This window comes from Photobacterium aphoticum (assembly GCF_001029435.1).
Classification (GTDB): Bacteria; Pseudomonadota; Gammaproteobacteria; order Enterobacterales; family Vibrionaceae; genus Photobacterium; species Photobacterium aphoticum.
Map to the genome: position 1 here is coordinate 1 of NZ_LDOV01000025.1, position 17716 is coordinate 17716.

Genomic DNA, 17716 nt, shown 5'->3' on the forward strand with positions numbered 1-17716 from the left:
AAGGATTGTTGGGGGAGAAGGATTCGAACCTTCGAAGGCGGAGCCGTCAGATTTACAGTCTGATCCCTTTGGCCACTCGGGAATCCCTCCACGGGATTTTGCTTATTGTCTTGGCTTTACAGCCGAGAAACGCCGAAGCATTTCTTTAGAATGATGGTGGAGGGAGAAGGATTCGAACCTTCGAAGGCGGAGCCGTCAGATTTACAGTCTGATCCCTTTGGCCACTCGGGAATCCCTCCACGGGATTTTGCTTATTGGCAGTCCACATACGTGGTAACCGTCTGGCTAGTGATCGGTCATTTGCCGGAAAGACGTACCTTACACTAAGTAACGAACACCTTTCAAGAAGAATGGTGGAGGGGGAAGGATTCGAACCTTCGAAGGCGGAGCCGGCAGATTTACAGTCTGCTCCCTTTGGCCACTCGGGAACCCCTCCACAAGTGCGGGGCGAATATTAGCAAACCTTTTGGAACTGTAAACCTTTTTCCTCATAAAAGTGTGTTGTTTGCTGCTATTTTCATCATGTTGTCGGTATGGGTAGCGTTATGGCGGGGAAAACCCCACGTCAGATCAAGGTGTAAACGTATTATTGCTTTTCTTTACACTTCTTTACCGCGCAAAAGTACAGGTTCAGCTATGATTCGCGCAGAACATTATTGATGGATTTGAACATGAAAAAAGTCCTTGTTGCGGCATTAGTGACGGCAGCGCTGTCCGGCGGCAGTTATTTCTACTTCCACGGCACCTCTGTCGCCGCTGAACAAAAAGCCGGCCCAGGCGCGGGACGTGCGATCCCGGTGACAACCGGTCAGGTTGCCTCACACCCGGTGACACAATCGCTGTCTTTGGTGGGGAAACTGGAAGCCCAGCGTTCGGTGAATGTGGCAACCCAAGTGGCGGCACGTGTTGACGATATCGTTGTGGGCGTGAATACCACGGTGAAAAAGGGCGAATTGCTGATTCAGTTAGATGATGCACGTGTTCAGGCCGCTTACGCAGAAGCGCGTGCTTATCTGGCGGATGAGAAACGTAAACTGGGTGAGTTTAAGCGTCTGTCAAAACGCGGGGCGATCACCCAAACGGAAATTGATGCCCAGCAGGCCAGCGTCAGTATTGCCGAAGCCCGTTTGAAAGCGGCCAAAGCAGATTTGGACGATCACGCCATTTTGGCGCCGTTTGACGGCACCGTTGGTCTGATTGATTTTAGTGAAGGCCATATGCTCAGTGCCGGTAGCGAGCTGTTCTCTTTGGATGACCTCTCTTCTATGCGCTTGGATATTCAGGTTCCTGAGCAATACCTCTCTTATTTAGTCAAAGGCATGCGTGTGAATGCCACCAGTCAGGCATGGCCGGGGCAGACCTTCAGCGGCACTATTCAGGCGATTGACTCTCGCGTGCAGGCGGATTCGTTGAACATCCGCATTCGCGTGGTGTTTGATAACACCGACAGCAAGCTTAAACCGGGCATGCTGATGGCGGCGAACATTGCCTTTATGCCGCAAGACGCCGCAGTGATCCCGGTACAGGCACTGGAATACTCTGGTACCAAGCGTTTCGTCTACTTAGTGGATGAAGCAGGTAAAGCCCACCGTACTGAAGTGACACTGGGCGCGCGCGTGAATGATGAAGTGGTGATTGAGTCCGGCATTGAAATTGGCGATCGCATCGTGGTGCAAGGCCTGGTGAACATGCGTGATGGCGTAAAAGTGAATGATTTGATGGCGACAACGCCGGGAAAGTCGGGAGATAAAGCCTGATGTGGTTGTCTGATGTCTCGGTAAAGCGTCCGGTCGTCGCGATTGTATTGAGCTTGCTGTTGTGTGTATTTGGCGCGGTGTCGTTCTCGAAACTGTCGGTTCGAGAGATGCCTGATGTTGAAAACCCGGTAGTGAGTATTTCGACCACGTATAAAGGTGCGTCCGCCTCGATTATGGAAAGCCGCATTACCACGGTGCTGGAAGATCAGCTCTCGGGGATCAGCGGGATCGAAAATATCACCTCGACCACCCGTAACGGGATGTCGCGTATTCAGGTGGAATTTGAGATGGGCTGGGATCTGACCGAAGGGGTCAGCGATGTGCGAGATGCCGTCTCCCGTGCCCAGCGTCGTTTGCCGGATGAAGCCGATGATCCGGTGGTCTCGAAAGACAACGGCTCTGGCGAGCCGGCGGTGTACGTCAACCTGACGTCCAGCACCATGGATCGCTCACAACTGACCGATTACGCCGAACGTGTCCTGATGGATCGCTTCAACCTGATCAACGGGGTGAGCTCGGTGGATCTGAGCGGTGCGCTGTACCGTGTGATGTACGTGAAGTTGCAGCCTGCGCAAATGGCTGGCCGTGGTGTCACCAGCAAAGACATCGTCAATGCGCTCAATGATGAAAACGTGGAGCTGCCGGGCGGTGAAGTGCGCAACGACACCACCACCATGTCTGTGCGTACCGCGCGTCTTTACCGTACCGCACAGGATTTTGAATACCTGGTAGTGCGTACCGCTGAAGACGGCTCGCCAATCTATCTTAAAGATGTTGCGAAAGTGGCCATTGGTGCCCAGAACGAAAACGCCACCTTTAAAAATAACGGTATTGCGAACCTGAGCTTGGGCATCGTCACCATGACCGATGCCAACCCGCTGAATGTGGCCGATGATGTGTACGCCGAAGTAGAGCGTATGCAGCGCTTCTTGCCGGCGGGTACTGAACTGTACGTGGATTATGACTCCACGGTGTTTATCGACCGTTCGATCCAAGAAGTGTACAGCACCTTGTTTGTGACCGGTTTGCTGGTGGTATTGGTACTCTATATCTTCATCGGCCAAGCGCGTGCGACCTTGATCCCGGCGGTCACGGTACCGGTATCGTTGATCTCGGCCTTTATGGTGGCCTACTTCTTGGGCTTCTCCATTAACTTGCTGACACTGATGGCCTTGATTCTGGCGATCGGCCTGGTGGTGGATGATGCCATCGTGGTAGTAGAAAACATCTATCACCACATTGAAAACGGTGAACCACCTTTGCTTGCTGCCTATAAAGGTACGCGCGAAGTGGGCTTTGCCGTGGTTGCGACCACGGTGGTGCTGGTGATGGTGTTCCTGCCAATCTCCTTTATGGATGGCATGGTGGGACCGCTGTTTACCGAGTTCTCGGTATTGCTGGCGGTCTCGGTGATTTTCTCCTCAATAGTGGCGTTAACGCTCAGCCCGGTGATGGGCAGCAAATTGCTTAAAGCTAACGTGAAGCACAGTGCGTTTAACGTGTTCATTGATCGTATGTTCGGCAAACTGGAGCGCGGCTACCGCAAGGTGGTGACGGCCTCGGTACGCTATCGTTATGTCGCGCCGCTGATCATTCTGGGCTTTATTGGCCTGAGTGTGGTGATGATGAAAACGGTGCCCGCACAACTGGCGCCACAGGAAGACCGTGGGGTGATCTTTGCGTTTGTGAAAGGCGCAGAAGGCACCAGTTACAACCGTATGGTCGGTAACATTGAAGAAGTGGAAAGCCGTTTGTTGCCGATGGTGGGCAAAGGCGTGCTGAAATCGGTGTCGATCCAAACGCCGGCCTTTGGTGGTCGTGCGGGGGATCAGACCGGCTTTGTGATCATGCAGCTGGAAAACTGGGAAGATCGTGACGTCAGCGCGACCCAAGCCCTCGGCATGGTACGTAAAGCGCTGCAAGGGATCCCGGATATCCGCGTGTGGCCATTTATGCCGGGCTTCCGTGGCGGTTCGTCGGAGCCGGTGCAGTTCCTGCTAAACGGCGCAGACTACGAAGAGCTGTTTAAGTGGGCGACCGAGCTGAAAGTGCTGGCAGAAGAAAGCGGCATGATGGAAGGGGTGGATTTGGATTACGCCGAAACCACGCCGGAGCTGGTGGTCTCGGTGAACCGTCCGCGAGCGGCTGAATTAGGCATTCCGGTCGCTGATATTGCTGAAACCCTGGAAATTATGCTGGGTGGTCGCAGTGAAACCACGTTTGTTGACCGTGGTGAAGAGTACGATGTGTACCTGCGTGGTGATGAAAACAGCTTCAATAACGCCACCGATCTCAGCCAGATTTACGTGCGTACCAAAACTGGTCAGCTGATCACGCTGGAATCCGTCGCAACGGTGGAAGAAGTCGCTTCCGCTCAGCGTTTAAGCCACAACCAGAAGCAAAAATCGATCACCCTAAAAGCCAACCTGACGGGCGGCTATACCTTGGGTGAAGCGTTGGATTTCTTGGATAACCAAGCCATTGAGCGTTTACCGAAAGATATCGTGATTGATTACGCCGGTGAGTCGAAAGACTTCCGTGAAAACCAGAGCAGCATCCTGTTGGTGTTTGGCTTGGCCTTGCTGGTGGCTTACTTGGTATTGGCGGCGCAGTTTGAAAGCTTCGTGAACCCAATGGTGGTGATGCTGACGGTGCCGATGGGGATCTTCGGTGGTTTGGCAGGCTTGCTGATCATGGATCAGACCCTCAACATCTTCAGTCAGATCGGTATGATCATGTTGATCGGGATGGTGACCAAAAACGGTATCCTGATTGTCGAATTTGCCAACCAGTTGCGTGACAAAGGGGTGGAGTTTGAACAAGCAATCATTGATGCCTCAGAGCGCCGTTTGCGCCCGATCTTGATGACCGCATTTACCACTTTGTTTGGTGCGATCCCGTTGATCATGTCTACCGGTGCTGGTTCAGAGAGCCGTATTGCGGTTGGTACCGTGGTGTTCTTCGGTATGGCCTTTGCGACCTTGGTGACCCTGATTGTCATTCCGGCAATGTACCGCTTGATGTCAGCGAAAACCCAGTCTCCGGGCTACGTGGCCGAGCAGTTGGAAAAAGCCTTACTAGAGCATACGCCGACGTCAGAGGAACCGGCGACACCGCGTTAATACGCGTTGCGTTATCTCGACATTGGCCCTCTTCGCCTGTTGGTGAGGGGGGCTTTTTTATGAAAAGCGGTTTTCTTTCCTTATCGGATCAGCTCTTGATAGAATAGCCGGGCTATTATACTTATCTAATCTAACCTTGATCGCGTTGCGAAACGCTTAGTGTAGAAGAACATCATGTCTCAGAATCAGCCTCAAGATACTGCCGGCCAAGCCGTGCGTTTGAATAAATTTATCAGTGATACAGGCTATTGCTCACGCCGTGAGGCGGACAAGCTGATTGATCAAGGAAGGGTGACCATCAACGGCCAACTGCCGGAGATGGGCGTCAAAGTCATGCCAGACGACGAGGTTCTGGTGGATGACAAGCCGCTGCGCAGCAAAGAGCAGCCGATTTACATCGCATTGAACAAACCAGCAGGCATTACCTGTACCACGGAACGCCACATTAAAGACAACATCATTGACTTTATTGGCCACCGTAAGCGTATTTTCCCAATCGGTCGTCTGGATAAGCCGTCAGACGGTTTGATTTTCCTGACTAATGATGGCGACATCGTGAACAAGATCCTGCGTGCCGGTAACTCGCACGAGAAAGAATATGTTGTGCGTGTCGATAAGCCGATCACCGATGAGTTCATTGCCAAAATGGCGTCAGGTGTGGAGATTTTGGATACCGTGACGCTGCCATGTAAGGTGACGAAGGAAACCAACTACTCATTCCGCATTGTTCTGACACAAGGCCTGAACCGTCAGATCCGCCGTATGTGTGAAGCGCTGGGTTATGACGTCTTCAAACTGCGTCGTGTGCGTATCATGAACATCAGCATTGATGGTCTGCCAAACGGTAAATGGCGTTACCTGACGGATGCAGAAATTGCTGAAATTCACAGCCTGATTGCTGGCTCCAGCAAAACAGAAGAAGCGTCACGTACGGATGCGCAAGGCCAGAGCATCCAGAAAGCAACGGATGCGAAGCTGTTTGACAGCCGCCAGCAGGTGCGTGATGAAGGCAAAATTAAGTACAAAACGTACCAGGGAAAAGGCGAGTTTAACCGTAAGCGTCAGGGTGGCCGATTCGATGAGCGTCGCGACGATCGTCGTGAAGATCGCCGCGATGATCGTGGTGGCTATCGTCAGGATACACGCCGTGATGATCGCCGAGATTACCGCCAAGAAGGCCGTAACGAGCAGCGTCGTGATGATGACCGTCGTCAAGACCGTCAAGATAGACCACGTCAAGATAACCGCAACGATGAACGCCGCAATGGTCCGCGTCCTGGACGTGGTGTACAGCCAGGTCATCGCCGTCCGGGCCGTGATGAAGAGAGCCCACGCCAGCGTAGCGGTGGTACAAGCAGCAGCATCAAGAAGTGGAAATCTAAAAAAGACGCGTAATCGTCAGGGATTAAACACACAGAGTATGTTCTGCCAGCCGATACAGGGTTAAGCAGTAAAATGAACGGGAGCCTTAGGGTTCCCGTTTCTTTTATCAGGCGTTTGTGAGGCAGAGAAGCATAACGCAGAGCGGAGCAATGAATGTGGGGGAGAGGTTCTTTGCCGCATGATGCTATCGCGACTTGCAATCAGTGCGCTGAATTTGCACTATGTACTCATTGATGAAAACAACAGCACACTGACGCTAGGCCTTATTGATAAGGTGTCATAGCGGTTAGCGGTATGAAAACACAGAGGAAGTAATGGCAGGCAATACAATAGGACAACTGTTTCGCGTGACCACGTTTGGTGAAAGCCACGGGCTCGCTTTGGGATGTATCATTGATGGGTGCCCGCCAGGCCTGGCCTTGACGGAAGCCGATATGCAGCACGATCTCGATCGTCGCCGTCCGGGTACGTCAAAATACACCACGCAACGCCGCGAACCGGATGAAGTGAAAATTTTATCGGGTGTGTTTGAAGGGCAAACGACCGGTACTTCAATCGGGTTGTTAATTGAAAATACCGATCAGCGTTCAAAAGATTACTCCAACATTAAAGATCTGTTCCGTCCGGGACATGCCGATTACACCTACCACCAAAAGTACGGGGTGCGTGATTACCGTGGCGGTGGCCGCTCGTCTGCCCGTGAAACTGCAATGCGTGTTGCCGCAGGTGCAGTAGCGAAAAAATACCTCAAACAAGTACACGGTATTGAAGTGCGTGCTTACCTGTCACAGATGGGCGATGTGACTATTGATAACGTCGATTGGGATCAGATTGAGCAAAATGCCTTTTTCTGTCCGGATGCGGATAAAGTAGAGGCATTGGATGGCTTGATCCGTCAGTTGAAAAAAGACGGTGATTCCATCGGTGCCAAACTGACGGTTGTCGCGCAAAACGTACCTGTCGGCTTGGGTGAGCCGGTGTTTGATCGCTTGGATGCCGATATTGCCCACTCGTTAATGAGCATCAATGCGGTGAAAGGCGTTGAAATTGGTGACGGCTTTGATGTGGTTGAGCAGCGTGGCAGTGAGCACCGTGATGCTATGACGCTTGAGGGCTTTAAGAGTAACCATGCGGGCGGGATCTTAGGGGGGATTTCCTCCGGTCAGGATATTGTGGCGCACATTGCGTTGAAGCCGACTTCGAGCATTACCGTACCGGGCGAAACCATTACTCGCCAAGGGGAAAGTGCGGAAGTGATCACCAAAGGTCGTCATGACCCCTGTGTCGGGATCCGTGCGGTGCCGATTGCAGAAGCCATGCTGGCTATCACTTTGATGGATCACTTGTTGCGTCATCGCGGTCAAAACGCAGATGTCGTGACTGAGACACCGAAGATTTAACCGATATCGTAAAGTGATATCACGAAGAGCCGGTGATTGCTTCATGCAGTCACCGGCTTTTTTATGTGCGATTAACGCGAGTAAGAAAAAGCAACACGCCCACAGGCAAGGGGGAAATGCCTGTGGGCGCATTGTCTATGACTTGTTTCGCTTGGCATTAACCTTGCGACTCAGCACTGTTTTTCGTGCTGGCTTTTGCGTTAGCCTCGTTGTCCAACTCCTCAAAGTGGAACACCGGGAGGTGCCAACCAAACTGCACGGCAGCCACTCGGATCACGAAACCAGTCACCAGTGTGCTGATCGTAACGATGGTTTCGTCAATGCCTAAGTAAAGCAGGCCGAAATACATGGCGCCGGCAATGAAGGCGACCGAGGCATACAACTCTTTATGCAGCACCATCGGCGGGCGACGAGTGATCAAATCACGCAGTAAGCCTCCGAATACGCCTGTTACGACGGCTGCCACGATACAGATCAACGGTGATAAACCCATGTCCATCGCGACACGGCAACCAATGATACTGAACACAATCAGGCCCAGAGAATCGAGCAACACAAAGAGCTTGTGGAAACGCACGACCCATGGGGCGACGATGGTGGTGAACAAGCCTGCTAAACAGGTGATCACCAAATATTGTGGATGCGCCACCCAACCCAGCGGGTAGTGCCCCAAAAGAATATCGCGAACGGTGCCGCCGCCAATGGCAGTTGCACTGGCCACTAACATCACGCCAAACCAGTCCATATGACGTTTGCCTGCCGCAAGTGCGCCGGTCATGGCTTCAGCTGTGATCCCTATGATGTAAAGTGTGGTTAATAGCATGAATAAAATCGATGTCTGTTAGAGAGCGCGAACAATAAAGTTATTCTAAGTCTCAGTTTTCACAGCGTCTAATGAAATGATTAAAGGCATGGATGAATTGAATTCATGCTTTTTGAGGGCGGGTAAAATGGTCCTGAGACCCTATGGAGCGTTGACGCTGTCGTGATGTGTGATGCTGTAGACAGTGAGATGATGTGGGAAGGGGAGTCAGTGATAAAGAAAAGGGGCAACCAACGTTGCCCCTTTGCAGGATATTATACAGTTTGACGGTTTCTCGCCCCTAAGGCCTTGGCACCATAGTGCCGCTGTTGAAACCTTAGAAACGGTAGTTCGCCTGTACACCTAGCAGCCATACGCTACCCGTGGTTTCACCGGTAATGCTCGCTAGAGGTTTGCCTTTTACGTCCAATGTTTCTGTCATCGGCGCATCTTTGGCGATGATGTACGTAAAGCCAGCATCGAAGTTTAGGTTGTCAGAGTACTGGTAACCCGCACCCACGCTTAGCCAGATACGATCTGTTTCAGGGATCGTTTGTGTGCGGTGCTCATCGCTTACCGCAGACATGTCGTAAGCGACACCGGTACGCAGTGCTAGCTTATTGGTGTACTGGTAAGTGGCACCCACTGCAAAGCGGTAGTTGTCTTCCCAATTTTCTTGCTTAATTAGATCGATGCCATCTTCGTTGTAGCCAGGGATTTTAGCTTCCAACTTGTCGAAGGTACTCCAATCGGTCCAGTTAACGCTAGCGTGCATCGCCAGTTTGTCAGTTAGCTGGTGGAAAGACGCCAGTTCAGCCGTCGCTGGTAGGGTCAATGCCATGCTACCTGGTAGTGGAGTCTTGCCGTATAGGGCGCCAGACGCCTCACCTTCAAGATCCATATTTACTTCAGAGCGGTAGTTGAAACCAATGCGGTTGGCATCGTTGAGCTGCCATGCGGCACCCATCTGCCAGCCCCATGCGGTGTCATCACCTTCCATGTATTTCAGGTCTTTCCCTTCCATCGCATTGATCATGCCATCAACGAATTTGTTGCCTGTAATTTGTGCAGGAAGATTACTAGGTACAGAAGCACCAATGTGACCTTCACCCATCACAAAACGTACACCGGCACCCACGCTGAATTGCTCATTGATTTTGTAAGCGACGTTCGGGTTGATTTCTACAGAGAAGACTTTGGCCTGATCACCAAACATGGTACCGATAAAATCGCCACCCAGTTCAGTTTCCATGCCGTAGTTGGTTGCAAACGCTAAGCCTAGCGCCCACTGCTCGTTCAAACGGTGTGACAGATAAAAATTAGGGATCACAGCAGCGTGTGCAATATCGCCAGCTTTTGTTGAACCAACAGGCTTACCCATCACATTCACATCGCCTTTCACATCGATGTTTGGATCAACATAGATAGCACCGGTAGAGATTTGTGTGCCTTCCAGGTACGTCAGCATGGCTGGGTTACGGAATTGCGCACTGGCGTTATCCGCCATGGCTGCTTCACCGGCAAATGCACGGCCAAGACCGGTTGCAGAGTATTCTGCTAGTTGGAAACCCGCTGCCATGGTGTTGGCACTGAAACCCAGTGTTAGGGCTGCTGCTACAGAAAGTGTGATTTTATTCTTATTCATCAGTCTACAATGTTCGCTGAAATTCAATAGCGCGGATCATACGCCTTAGAGTAATTGCTTTAAGTTATTCTTCGTAAATTTGGTGTATTTAGCGTTAAATTTTATATATTGCACTTAATTTGAAATTGTGTGCGGTAAAAAATGAACAATAAAATCTGGTCGGATGAGATTTCAGCGTACACGTGTGCAGGAGATAGTACTTTTCAGCGACGCTATGTTCACTGAAAGGGTGAAACAAAGACGAATATACACCCTAGAACAAGTGAAAAATGCCGAAAGAAGGCGAGATATCAGGCCGTTTGTTACGGATAAAGAAAAAGGGAGCCGAGGGCTCCCTTTTATAATACAAAACGATAATGTTCGCTGAATTAGAATGAACGGCTGTACTGAATACCGTATAGCCATGCATTAGCACGGGTTGTTGCAGTAACAGGGAATAGACCAGTTTCTTCTTTCACTTCGACGTCTTTACCTACTAGATAAGTCACGCCCACATCGATGTTAGACTTGCTGTCTAGGTGGTAAGTGAAACCGCCTGAGAACCACTGACGATCGGAGTCTGGTACAGAAATAGACGTTTTCTGATCTTGTGCGCTGGTGTCGTACATGTAACCGGCACGCAGCGTCCAGTCATTGTTCAGGTAGTAAGTACCACCCAGTGCGTAGTGCCAGCCGTCTTGCCAGTTGTAATTATTTAGTACATCACCGCCGGTGGTCTCTAGTTTGTCAAACTCACTCCAACGAATCCATTGTACGCTGTAGTGTACTGCGAATAGTTGGTTCAAACGGTGGTAACCAGAGAATTCCGCCATGTCAGGCAATGGCATTTTCAGTTTATCATCGCTGATATTTGGATTGCCGCTTTGTGCCTTGATGTAGGTCATATCGCCTTTCGCTTCCAGCTCAGGGCTGTAGCGGTAAGACAAACCGAAACGGTTATCTTCGTTCAGCTCATAAACTGTACCAACGTTCCAACCCAGTGCGATACCATCAGCATCGACATCAAGTAGTGTGATGTCTTTATTTGGATTTAGAGGTGTGCGACCTTCAGGAACAAAGCGCTGAAGTTTGCCTGCGCCATAGATAACATCTAAACCACCACCAATGCTCCACTGTTCATTGATGCGATATGCTGTGCTTAGTGCAAAGTTGACACTTTTCACATCAGTCAGGCCGCCGTATTCGTTAGCTGCGTAATTATCATCAAATTCAGTTTTAGTTCCGAAGTTTGAATATACACCAGCGCCTACCGTCCATTTTTCATTGATCGGGTGGATGTAGTAGATGTTAGGAACATAAGAAGTATCACCGATCTGTGCGTCATCAAGCCCCTTTGGAGCCAAAGGGTACTTCGCATTTTTTACGTTGATATCTGTGTTAACAGCATTGATACCCAGAGACATCGCTGGTTTGTCAAACAGTGCCATTGCTGCTGCGTTACGAGACATGACGGATGCGTTATCAGCGATAACAGCGTCACCGGCAAAAGCACGACCCAAGCCAGTAGCTGATTGTGCGTTTAGCTGGAAACCGGCTGCCAACGCTTGTTGCGATGCCAGGGTGATGGCTGCTGCAACCATCGATTGTGTAAACAGACGCTTCTTATTCATTTTATAGTTATTCCTAATGGTATTTTTTTGTTTTGTTCTACGATCGAGCGCAGATTGGGGCAGATTGTATGGGGGCGCCACATCGCATCAAATCTGACCAGTTCAGTAAATTATCATTAAGTTTAAATAAGGTGTTGAATTTATTGTTTTTAATCGTTTTCGTTGGTGTGTTGATAGCTCAAAAAAGCAGCATGTTTGACTGGGTTGGTAGTGAAAAAAGGGGAAAAGGGAAAAATTTCGCTTAAAAAAGCCAAAAGCATACCTTTTGGGTATCCTTTTGGCGTTAAGGGTGGGGCGGTTTATGGATGCGTGACTAGGTTGTGATGCCAATCACGTTATCTGGGCAGATCGTTAAATTTCCCAGTTTAAATCCGCTTTCAGGCGTTCTGCCACCGGGGTGACATCCTGGCCTTTATCACCGACAACGATCAGGTCTGCTTTGTGTGCGGGCATCACCACGCCTTGCATGTTGTCATCACTGAAGGTGGTCGGGCCGCTGCTTTGTGGGTTAGGTACCACAAAAATCGTGACTTTCCCTTGTGCGGTGCCTAACACCATGTGCAAGGCATTTTGTCCACCAAAGCCACAGTGATTGACGTAATAAACATGGCCTGGTAATTGGTCAAACTGCGATCCAAACGGACTCATTTTGGCGTTAACCTGATGTAATGAGACTGCTTCATCAATGTGATCGACAAAGCCGGCTTCATGGTAAATGTGCTCAAGGGCCAGCTGTCCAAGTGCAGATGGCGCATTTAACGAGTGATCGGTGGCATTAAAGTGTCCCAAGAATAAGCCCGCTAAAAACGCGACCGATGCCGCCAGCCCTAAAAACGCAGAGGTCCGGTAACGGCGAGGGGCCGGTTGGCTGGTTTGATGGAATAAAATCTTGTCAGCCAGATCATCCGGGACATCGACTTTCATCGCTTGTGCCAATTTGCTGTCAAGGGCTTGAAGCTCATCAGAGAGTTTACGGTTAGCCAGCGAGGCATTGCGTGATTCAAGCATATCAGGACTGTTATCGTTAGGATCGGCTAATAGACGTCGGCGAAATTCTAGATCATCCATTTTGTTGGTCCCTCCGCTCAGATTGCTGCTCTAATTGCTCTTTTAATTGGTTTCTAGCACGAAATAGACGTGTCATGACGGTATTGCGGTTTAAGCCCAGAATATCGGCAATTTCATCCCCGCTGAAGCCGGCCATAATTTGTAGCACGAGTGGTTCGCGATACTCGGGTGCTAACTTCATGATTTGTTGACGAAGCATCTGTTGCTCCAGTTCGGCATCGTTTCCTTGTTGCTGGGTATCGGCAATGGCGTAATCGTCGATATCGACTAAATCGAGTTGTTTACGTTCAAAGCGACGGGCGTTTTCCCGTCGCAGAATCGTGATCAGCCAGGACTTCGCGGCATTGTCATCTTGCAGGCTGTCTAATGATCGCCATGCACGTAAACAGGTTTCTTGCACCAAGTCTTCCGCCACATGCGGATCATGGCACAACCAGTAGGCATAGCGGTAGAGATCCCGATGCCAGGCCCTGACAAGGGCTTCATATCGTCTTTGCTTATTCATATCAACAGAGACCGAGGCATCCGGCTTTTTCTTACGAAAAAATTGCTTAATCATAAATTTGCCCATCAACAGGTTGAATCGCGCCTGTATTGTGTGAGTTTTTGGCGTGATTCAGACGATTCATCCAATAATCCGCATTAAAATTGATCTGGTTCAAATTGTGTCTGTCAGAGAAAGTTATAGTAGTCCCTGTCATCTGGTAGTCCATTGAGGCGTCTGTACCGAGGATTAGGTATGGGTTCCACGAGGGAATACCTGTTGAGCAAGATGACAACTTCCTTTTGAAGGCTGACTTTACTTTCTCCTATCAGGCTTGCCTGATTTGCAATTGGCTTTAGGTTAATTGAATTACACCATACATGGATTGCTTTCCGTGTAGATTACGACCATACCCTTTCGGTATGGTTTTTTTTTATCTTAGCATTGTGCTGTGCATTTTTTCCCCACCTTTTTCTTAACCCCTTTCTCATTTCTGTCACGTTTATTTTGATTGTATTAACAATAACGTTACACTTATTTGTGGTCTGACCTCTAGAATATCTAACGTATTGGTGGCGAGCGCCGGTTGTTCGGTTGCCCTACGCCCAGACACACAACATAAGGAGTTGCGATGACACGTCTCCAGAATCTCACCACCGCACAAGGTGAGCGCATCGCCGTCGTGAGTGGATTACGTACCCCGTTTGCCCGTCAAGCGACGGCGTTTGCGGACATCTCGGCTTTAGAGATGGGGCAAATGGTGGTGAATGGATTGCTGCAACAGGTGGATATGGATCCTCAACTGGTTGAGCAAGTGGTGTTTGGACAGGTGATTCAAATGCCCGCTGCGCCCAATATTGCCCGGGAAATTGTGTTGGGCACGGGGATGTCTGTGGGCACCGATGCCTACAGTGTGACCCGCGCCTGTGCCACCAGTTTTCAGGCCACCGCCAACGTGGTGGAAAGCATCTTGGCCGGCAATATTAATGTGGGCATTGCAGGGGGCGCTGATTCGTCATCCGTTTTGCCGATCGGTGTCTCCAAACACATGGCGTCCACGTTACTGGCATTGAGTAAAGCCAAAACCCTCCGCCAACGCCTCGCCTTATTACGCTCCCTTAGTATGAAAGATCTGGTGCCGGTGCCGCCTGCGGTTGCCGAATATTCAACGGGGTTGAGTATGGGGCAAACGGCTGAGCAAATGGCGAAAACCCACGGGATCAGCCGTGAAGCGCAAGATGACTTTGCCCACCGTTCACACACCCTAGCAGCCCAAGCCTGGCATGACGGGCGTATCCAAGACGAAGTCATGACGGCGTTTCCAGCCCCGTACCGTCAGTGGATAGATAAAGACAATAACATTCGTGAAGACAGCAGCTTAGAGGCGTATGCCGCTTTGCGTCCTGCGTTTGACCGCCAACACGGCAGTGTGACGGCTGCCAATGCCACGCCATTAACGGACGGTGCGGCCGCATTGTTGCTGATGCGGGAAGGGCGGGCCAAAGCGCTCGGTCTCACGCCGCTGGGCTATATCCGATCCTATGCATTTTCTGCGATAGGGGTTGAGCAGGACATGTTGATGGGGCCGTCTTATGCCACGCCAATCGCCCTGGATCGTGCGGGGGTGACACTCTCTGATTTAGCGTTGATTGATATGCATGAAGCGTTTGCCGCGCAGACGTTGGCGAATGTGCAGATGTTTGCGTCTCGTCAGTTTGCCCAAGATAAGCTGGGTCGTGATGATGCTATCGGCGAGATAGACATGGACAAATTTAATGTACTGGGTGGCTCGATTGCGTACGGCCACCCCTTTGCTGCCACGGGCGCGCGCATGATCACCCAAACGTTGCGGGAACTGCAGCGACGAGGGGGGGGGTTGGCATTAACGACGGCATGTGCGGCCGGTGGACTCGGTGCGGCGATGATTTTGGAGGCAGAATGATGCATACCCAACAGGTAGAAAAAAATCGGGCAGAGTCAGTATCCGTCTCTGCCTCACAGGCTGTCTCCGTACCTCCTTCGGCCTTCACGTTATCCTACAGCGATAATGGGCTGGCCTGGTTGTGTATCGATGTACCTAACGAGAGCATGAATACCTTGCAATCGGTGTTTGCCGAGCAAGTCAGTGCGGTGTTGGCGGAGTTAGCACAACGGACGGATCTGCAAGGTATGGTGGTCTATTCGGGCAAGGACGATAACTTTATTGCTGGCGCGGACATCCATATGTTGGCCGATTGTCAGAGTGCGGAGGAAGCGCAGGCATTGGCAACAAAAGGTCAGCAGTTGTTTGCCGCGTTGGAAGCCTTGCCGTTTCATACCGTCGCTGCCATTCATGGGCCGTGTTTGGGCGGAGGGTTAGAGCTGGCTTTGGCCTGTCACAGTCGTGTGTGTACGGAGGCGACAATCACGCGTTTGGGGCTGCCGGAAGTGCAACTGGGGCTGCTGCCTGGCTCGGGTGGTACGCAGCGTTTGCCGCGTTTGATTGGCGTGGCTGGGGCGCTCGATATGATCCTGACCGGCAAAGCGCTACGTGGTAAAAAAGCCCGCGCGTTGGGTGTGGTGGATGAGTGTGTGCCACAGAGCATATTGCTGGATGTTGCCGCTAAGCGCGCACTGACCCCGAAGCCAACGCGTCATTTATCGTGGTCGGCACGGGCGATGGGCGGCAATGCGCTGGGGCGCTCGGTAGTGTTTGATCAAGCGGCGAAAAAGACGCAGGCGAAAACACGGGGTAATTATCCGGCGACCGACGCCATTTTAACCGTGATCAAAACCGGTTTAGAGCAAGGCATGGATAAAGGCTTGGCTTTAGAAGCGAAGCGGTTCGGCGAGTTGGTGATGAGTCCGGAATCGGCCGCCTTACGCAGCATTTTCTTTGCCACGACAGCGATGAAAAAAGAGCGGGGCGCGAATGACGAACCGATGGCGATCCAGCGTATTGGTGTGCTGGGTGGTGGCCTGATGGGCGGTGGGATCAGCCATGTGAGCGCAGCGAAAGCCGGTTATCAGGTGCAGATCAAAGACATCAGTAACGACGGCATTTTGAATGCGATGGCCTATCACTATGGCCTGCTGGAGAAACAGCGACAACGAAAAATACTGCGTAATACCCAAGTGCAGCAGCAGATGCTTCGTCTGTCGGGCGGCACGACTTATCGCGGGTTTGAAAAGGTGGATGTGGTGATTGAGGCGGTGTTTGAAGATCTTACGTTGAAACACCAAATGGTGAAAGAGGTGGAAGCCCATGCCAAGCCAGAAACGATTTTTGCTACTAATACCTCGTCGCTGCCGATCCATCAGATCGCTGAAGTCGCTGCCCGCCCAGACAACGTGATTGGCCTGCATTATTTCAGCCCGGTCGAGAAAATGCCGCTGGTGGAAGTGATCCCCCATCAAGGTACGTCAGAGAGCACCATTGCGACAGTCGTGAAATTGGCCAAACAGCAGGGTAAGACCCCGATTGTGGTAGGTGATAGCGCGGGGTTTTACGTGAACCGGATTTTAGCGCCTTACATGAACGAGGCGGCTTACCTGTTACTGTCCGGTGAACCGATTGAGCATCTTGATAATGCGTTGCTGGATTTCGGTTTTCCGGTCGGTCCCATCACGTTATTGGATGAAGTGGGGATTGATATCGGGGCGAAAATCATGCCGATCTTGGTGCAAGAGCTAGGCGAGCGTTTTCAGGGACCCGATGTGTTTGATGTGTTGCTCAATGATGGTCGTAAAGGGCGTAAGAGCGGCAAGGGTTTCTATCGCTATGCCGGGCAGGGACGGCACAAGAAAGCAGATGAAAAGAAACAGGTCGATAAGCGGGTCTATAAATTGTTGGGTATTCGTCCGGAGCGCAATGTCGATGGGCACACGTTAGCGATGCGTTGTACCTTAATGATGCTCAATGAGGCGGCGCGTTGTTTGGATGAAGGCGTAGTGCAGTCGGCACGAGATGGGGATGTCGGTGCCATTTTCGGGATCGGTTTTCCGCCGTTTTTAGGCGGCCCGTTCCGTTACATGGATCAACTGGGGGTTGCCTCTGTGGTCGCGCAGTTGTATCAGCATGCTGACTTGTACGGTGAGCGGTTTTTACCCTGTGAGCGACTGGTGGCGATGGCACAAGCGGGACAGGTCTTCTATCCCGCCGAGGCGGAGTCTCAGTGACGCGGATACAGTGATTGTTTGTTGGCAATGCGGACATACAGAAGGCATGGCAGACAACGCTCCTCAACAGGTAAATAAAAACCCATAAAGCCAGTGTGCTATCACTGACGATATGCGTGATTAGGTGTCCATACCTGATGGGGTCATAGAGGCTGTTGAAACAGGCGTGAATGTGCCGAGAAGGCAGCAGACCCCTTTGCAACAAGGCCGACGGTGATTAATCAGAGACGGCGAAGATGTGACTATAAGCGTGATGGTGCTATTCAACATCGTGCAATGTACAATCT

General features: G+C 51.1%; 11 protein-coding genes and 3 tRNA genes. 6 read left to right on the forward strand and 8 right to left on the reverse strand.

Features of this window, described 5'->3' with window-relative positions; translation table 11 throughout:
* Positions 1 to 9: 9 nt before the first annotated feature.
* The 3 genes from ABT58_RS13275 to ABT58_RS13285 all read right to left on the reverse strand — a co-directional run bounded on the left by ABT58_RS13275 (position 10) and on the right by ABT58_RS13285 (position 436).
* Positions 10 to 90: transfer RNA gene (locus tag ABT58_RS13275), tRNA-Tyr, on the reverse strand.
* A 64-nt stretch (positions 91 to 154) separates the two neighbouring features.
* Positions 155 to 239: transfer RNA gene (locus tag ABT58_RS13280), tRNA-Tyr, on the reverse strand.
* A 112-nt stretch (positions 240 to 351) separates the two neighbouring features.
* A tRNA-Tyr gene (locus ABT58_RS13285) sits at positions 352 to 436 on the reverse strand.
* A gap of 235 nt (positions 437 to 671) precedes the next feature.
* On the opposite strand from ABT58_RS13285, the gene ABT58_RS13290 reads away from it, so the two are divergent.
* The 4 genes from ABT58_RS13290 (at position 672) to aroC (ending at position 7662) form a co-directional block, all read left to right on the forward strand.
* Entirely contained in the window at positions 672 to 1757 is a 1086-nt protein-coding gene (locus ABT58_RS13290) for an efflux RND transporter periplasmic adaptor subunit (protein ID WP_047874911.1), read from the forward strand.
* Positions 1757 to 4879 carry a multidrug efflux RND transporter permease subunit gene (locus ABT58_RS13295; protein ID WP_047874912.1) on the forward strand — a complete coding sequence of 1041 codons (3123 nt, stop codon included), beginning with the start codon at positions 1757 to 1759 and terminating at the stop codon, positions 4877 to 4879. The genes ABT58_RS13290 and ABT58_RS13295 overlap by 1 nt, the downstream gene beginning before the upstream one ends.
* Before the next feature lie 174 nt (positions 4880 to 5053).
* The gene (rluF, locus tag ABT58_RS13300) at positions 5054 to 6274 is read left to right on the forward strand and encodes a 23S rRNA pseudouridine(2604) synthase RluF (protein ID WP_047874913.1); all 1221 of its coding nucleotides are present in this window, start codon (positions 5054 to 5056) and stop codon (positions 6272 to 6274) included.
* A gap of 302 nt (positions 6275 to 6576) precedes the next feature.
* Positions 6577 to 7662 (forward strand): chorismate synthase, encoded by a 1086-nt coding sequence (gene aroC / locus ABT58_RS13305; RefSeq protein ID WP_047874914.1) that lies wholly within the window; start codon positions 6577 to 6579, stop codon positions 7660 to 7662.
* Between the two features lie 157 nt (positions 7663 to 7819).
* Here aroC and ABT58_RS13310 read toward each other — a convergent pair whose 3' ends face one another.
* The 5 genes from ABT58_RS13310 to ABT58_RS13335 form a co-directional block, all read right to left on the reverse strand.
* A complete protein-coding gene (locus tag ABT58_RS13310) occupies positions 7820 to 8485 on the reverse strand; it encodes a trimeric intracellular cation channel family protein (protein WP_047874915.1) in 666 nt (221 codons plus the stop codon).
* Between the two features lie 316 nt (positions 8486 to 8801).
* Complete coding sequence (locus ABT58_RS13315; protein ID WP_047874916.1) at positions 8802 to 10109, reverse strand: outer membrane protein transport protein; 1308 nt, start codon at positions 10107 to 10109, stop codon at positions 8802 to 8804.
* Positions 10110 to 10477: 368 nt separating this feature from the next.
* The gene (locus ABT58_RS13325) at positions 10478 to 11719 is read right to left on the reverse strand and encodes an outer membrane protein transport protein (protein WP_047874918.1); all 1242 of its coding nucleotides are present in this window, start codon (positions 11717 to 11719) and stop codon (positions 10478 to 10480) included.
* A 351-nt stretch (positions 11720 to 12070) separates the two neighbouring features.
* The gene (locus ABT58_RS13330) at positions 12071 to 12787 is read right to left on the reverse strand and encodes a DUF3379 domain-containing protein (RefSeq protein WP_047874919.1); all 717 of its coding nucleotides are present in this window, start codon (positions 12785 to 12787) and stop codon (positions 12071 to 12073) included.
* Entirely contained in the window at positions 12780 to 13346 is a 567-nt protein-coding gene (locus ABT58_RS13335) for a sigma-70 family RNA polymerase sigma factor (protein WP_047875192.1), read from the reverse strand. Before ABT58_RS13335 ends, ABT58_RS13330 begins: the two co-directional genes overlap by 8 nt.
* Positions 13347 to 13902: 556 nt before the next feature.
* On the opposite strand from ABT58_RS13335, the gene fadI reads away from it, so the two are divergent.
* The gene (gene fadI, locus ABT58_RS13340) at positions 13903 to 15213 is read left to right on the forward strand and encodes an acetyl-CoA C-acyltransferase FadI (RefSeq protein ID WP_047874920.1); all 1311 of its coding nucleotides are present in this window, start codon (positions 13903 to 13905) and stop codon (positions 15211 to 15213) included.
* Positions 15210 to 17429: a fatty acid oxidation complex subunit alpha FadJ gene (gene fadJ / locus ABT58_RS13345; RefSeq protein ID WP_229821699.1), complete on the forward strand. Its 2220-nt coding sequence runs from the start codon at positions 15210 to 15212 to the stop codon at positions 17427 to 17429. The genes fadI and fadJ overlap by 4 nt, the downstream gene beginning before the upstream one ends.
* Positions 17430 to 17716 lie beyond the last annotated feature (287 nt).

Coding starts and splice junctions, on each gene's coding strand:
- fadJ (WP_229821699.1), top strand. CDS start 15,210: ATGATGCATACCCAACAGGTAGAAAAAAATCGGGCAGAGTCAGTATCC.
- ABT58_RS13335 (WP_047875192.1), bottom strand. CDS start 13,346: ATGATTAAGCAATTTTTTCGTAAGAAAAAGCCGGATGCCTCGGTCTCT.
- ABT58_RS13295 (WP_047874912.1), top strand. CDS start 1,757: ATGTGGTTGTCTGATGTCTCGGTAAAGCGTCCGGTCGTCGCGATTGTA.
- ABT58_RS13290 (WP_047874911.1), top strand. CDS start 672: ATGAAAAAAGTCCTTGTTGCGGCATTAGTGACGGCAGCGCTGTCCGGC.
- ABT58_RS13315 (WP_047874916.1), bottom strand. CDS start 10,109: ATGAATAAGAATAAAATCACACTTTCTGTAGCAGCAGCCCTAACACTG.
- rluF (WP_047874913.1), top strand. CDS start 5,054: ATGTCTCAGAATCAGCCTCAAGATACTGCCGGCCAAGCCGTGCGTTTG.
- fadI (WP_047874920.1), top strand. CDS start 13,903: ATGACACGTCTCCAGAATCTCACCACCGCACAAGGTGAGCGCATCGCC.
- ABT58_RS13310 (WP_047874915.1), bottom strand. CDS start 8,485: ATGCTATTAACCACACTTTACATCATAGGGATCACAGCTGAAGCCATG.
- ABT58_RS13325 (WP_047874918.1), bottom strand. CDS start 11,719: ATGAATAAGAAGCGTCTGTTTACACAATCGATGGTTGCAGCAGCCATC.
- ABT58_RS13330 (WP_047874919.1), bottom strand. CDS start 12,787: ATGGATGATCTAGAATTTCGCCGACGTCTATTAGCCGATCCTAACGAT.
- aroC (WP_047874914.1), top strand. CDS start 6,577: ATGGCAGGCAATACAATAGGACAACTGTTTCGCGTGACCACGTTTGGT.